Source organism: Curtobacterium sp. B8, assembly GCF_000333315.1.
Lineage (GTDB): Bacteria > Actinomycetota > Actinomycetes > Actinomycetales > Microbacteriaceae > Curtobacterium > Curtobacterium luteum.
The window spans coordinates 1-3,837 of sequence record NZ_BACW01000660.1 but is presented as its reverse complement, the minus strand read 5'-3'; the positions used below and the strand labels follow the sequence as shown (position 1 = coordinate 3,837).

The window sequence follows — 3,837 nt, the reverse complement described above, 5'->3', positions numbered from 1 at the left end:
GGTCGAGGACCCGGTCCGGCTCGCGGAGGACGCCGCACCGTCGACCTGCTGAGCGGCGGCCGTGTGCAGCTCGGGATCAGCACGGGCATCGCCGGGTACGGGCCGATCCTCGACCCCGTGTTCGGCGCAGTCGACCGGAGCTTCCGCGACGAGGCCGAGGCGCGCGCCGCCCGGCTGCTCGAGGTCCTGCAGGGCGAGCCACTCGGCACAGCCGGGAAGGGCTACGAGAGCATCCCTGCCGGAGCGGACCTCGCGCTGCAGCCGCTCAGCCCGGGTCTGCGCGACCGCGTGTGGTGGGGCGGGGGCAGCCTGGGCACCGCGGTCCGCACCGCCGAGAAGGGCCTGCTGCTGCACTGCTCGACGCTCAACACCGAGGACACGGGCGCCCCGTTCGCCGAGGCGCAGGCGGACCAGATCACCGCCTACCGGGAGCGCTTCGCCGAGTTGCAGGCCGCCGGCCAGCACACGGGCCGCACGCCGAAGGTCGCGGTCGGGCGCATCGTCGTCCCACTGCTCGACGACCACGACCGGGCGGTGCACGAGGAGTTCCTGACCGGCTACGCCTCCGGGATGGACGACGCGGGCCGACCCCACTCCGGCCCGCCCTTCCGCTTCAGCAAGGTCCTGTCCGGCTCGGTGGCGGAGATCATCGACGCGCTGCTCGCCGACCCGGCCGTGGCGTCGACCGACGAACTCGTGATCACCCTGCCCGCGAACGGCGATGCCGCATCGCACGAGCGGATCCTCCGGATCGTCGCCGAGGAGATCGCGCCGGCGCTCCGCACGGCCGACTGATCCCGGGCGGCTGTCGTGCGCTGACCGCGCCGCGGACGCTCGGCCGGATGGCATCCGGCGGGGCCCGTGTCGGGCTGGTGAGTTCCCCGGGCCCCTGGCCGGATGACCATCCCGTTCCTGATCCGCACGGGATGGTCTGCCCATCGTTGCACTCGGCGTCCGGGTTGTCACACCGAGTCTGCGGATTCCGGCCCGACAAGGTGAAGCTTCTTCACCGTCGCGACGCCGACCCGACAATCCGTGCGACCCACTCGACCGCGAACGCCGCGACCACGACCACGACCACCGCGACGCCCCGGAAGAGCGCCTCGGAACGACGAATGCGTCCCCGCGCGAGCGCGGGGACGCATCCTGACACACCGGCGTCATCGGGGCTGACCGATCGGATCAGGAGACCGGCTCGCTCACACGTCGACGCCGTTGATGGTGTGTACGCGACCGGTAACCAGCCGGAACACGCGGATCCATGTTACTGAACGAGGCGCCGCGTGGTGCGGATTCCGGATGGGGTCACTGCTCCAGTTCGAGGGTCGCGGTGCCGGCCACGTCCACGACGGACGCGCCGACGTGCAGCGTGAAGGAGCCGGGCTCGTACGCCCAGGCACCGTCCCAGTGCGCGAACGCCCGCGCCGGGACCTCGATCGACACCTCGGTCGAGGCGCCCGCAGCGAGGCGGACCGGTGCGAACCCGACGAGCCAGCGGACCGGCCGGTCGACCATCGACTCCGCCCGCGAGGCGTACACCTGCACGACGTGCTTGCCTGCGCGGTCGCCCGTGTTCGCGACGGTCGCGGTGACGATCACGGCGTCGCCCTCGCGGACGGTCGGGGTCGCGGCCACACCGTCGATGCTCCACGTCGTGTAGCCGAGGCCGTGGCCGAACGGGTACGCCGGCTCGGTGCCCGCGCGGAGCCAGGCCCGGTAGCCGATGTGCACGCCCTCGTCGTAGGCGACCTCGCCGTCGACCGGGGTGACGTTCGACACCGGAGTGTCCTCGAGCGTCGCGGGCCAGGTGGTGGGGAGTCGTCCGCCGGGTTCCGCGGCACCGGTCAGCACGTCGGCGAGGGCGTTGCCGTACTCCTGCCCACCGAACCAGGTCAGGAGCACCGCGGCGACGTCGTCCCGCCACGGCATCTCGACCGGGGAACCGGAGTTGACGACCACGACGGTGTTCGGGTTCGCGGCGGCCACGGCCCGGACGAGGTCGTCCTGGTGCCCGGGGAGCGCGAGCGAGTCGCGGTCGTAGCCCTCGGACTCGACCTTGCTGTTCGTGCCGACGACCACCACGGCGACGTCGGCGCCGGCCGCGGTCCGGACGGCCTCCTCGATCAGAACGGCCGGGTCGGCGTCGCTCGGCTCGGTGCCGAACTGGTACGCGAGCACCCCGCCGAGCGTCTCGTCCTGCACGACGTCGTACTCGATCCGGATCGCGAGGTGCTGCCCCGCCTCGACCTCGACGGGCACCGAGCGCGCCGGCGGGTTGAGGAAGGCCGCGCCGAGCTGGTCACCCTCCGAGCCGACGACCTCGTCGAGGACGAGCTCGCCGTCGATCCACATCCGGGAGTGCCCGGTGGCCCCGATGCCGATCCGGACCGTGCCGGCCGAGGGTGCGGTGTAGGTCGTCGTGATGTCGAGCCGGTCGGCCTCACGGGTCGGGGCGTCGCCGCCGAACCAGAACAGCGCGGTGGCCCGGCGGTCCTCGACGTACAGCTCGGCGCCGTCGCGGACGAACGCGACCCGGGCGCCGGGCGCACCGGTCGACGGGTTCGTGATCGTCGTCAGCGGGAACTCCGCGATCCCCTCCTGCACGACCGCACCCATGGCGTAGTCCACCGAGGCGCCGGGGAACGCGGCGCGGATGCCCTCGACGGGGGTCACCACGTGCGACGGCACGACGGTGGCCGACCCGCCGCCCTGGCTGCGGGCCTGGTCGGCGTTGTGCCCGATGAGGGCGATGCGGGACACGGCGGCCCGGTCGATCGGCAGGACGCCGGTGTTGCGGACGAGGACCGTGCCCTCGGCCTCGGCCTCACGGACGAACGCGACACCGTCCTCCACGTGGACGGGCTGCGCGGCGACGGGCTCGAACCCCTCGAGCGCACCGACACGGGCGGCGAGGGTGAGGATGCGGCGGACCTTGCGGTCGATCGCGTGCTCGGGCACGGAACCGTCCCGCACGGCGGCGAGCAACGGCCCCTCGCTCCACCACGGGTTCGGCCCGGGCATCGCGACGTCCTGGGACGCCGTGGCCGCGTCGACCGAGCGCACGCCGGTCCAGTCGGAGACGACGATCCCGTCGAAGCCCCACTCGGAGTTGAGGGGCGTCTCGAGGAGGTCGTTCTCGGACGCGGTGACACCGTTGATCGCGTTGTACGACGACATGATCGCCCAGGCATGGGCCTCGGTGACGGCCTTCTCGAACGCGAGGAGGTAGAGCTCGCGGAGCGCCCGGTCGGACACCTCGGTCGAGGCGGTGAAGCGGTCGGTCTCGTAGTCGTTCGCGACGTAGTGCTTCGGGGTCGCGGCGACACCGTTCTCCTGCACGCCCTCGACGTAGGACGCGGCGAGGACCGCGGTGAGGACCGGGTCCTCGCTGAAGGCCTCGAAGTGGCGGCCGCCGAGGGGCGAGCGGTGCAGGTTGATGGTCGGTCCGAGGACCACGTCGACGCCCTTGCGCCGGGCCTCGACCGCAGCGGCGGCGCCGTAGCGCTTCGCGATCGCCCGGTCCCAGCTCGCCGACAGCGCGGTCGCGGACGGGAGGTTGAGCGACGGGTCGCGCTCGTCCCACACCTCGCCACGGACGCCGGAGGGTCCGTCCGACATGAGGATGCGGCGCAGCCCGATCTTCTCGATCGGCCAGGTCGTCCAGAAGTCACGTCCGGTGAGCAGCTGCACCTTCTCCTCGGTCGTCAGCTGTTCGAGGAGCGCCTCGATGCGCTCGGTGAGCGGACGGGAGGCGGTGCTCACGGTCTGCGTTTCGGTCACGATGGGTGGGTCCTTTCGTCGGTCGGCGAGCGTCAGCGCACGCCGCGGATGCGGGAG

Annotated in this window: 2 protein-coding genes; one reads left to right on the top strand and one right to left on the bottom strand. The window is 72.5% G+C overall.

All coding sequences use genetic code 11. The features are described from left to right. On the top strand, nt 1-795 hold a 795-nt coding region (locus I59_RS20390), incomplete at its 5' end, for an LLM class flavin-dependent oxidoreductase (RefSeq protein WP_148286305.1). A 510-nt stretch (nt 796-1,305) separates the two neighbouring features. On the opposite strand, the gene I59_RS17630 is transcribed toward I59_RS20390, so the two are convergent. After that, on the bottom strand, nt 1,306-3,780 hold the full coding sequence (locus I59_RS17630) for a glycoside hydrolase family 3 protein (RefSeq protein ID WP_022904998.1): 2,475 nt from the start codon (nt 3,778-3,780) through the stop codon (nt 1,306-1,308). Nucleotides 3,781-3,837 lie beyond the last annotated feature (57 nt).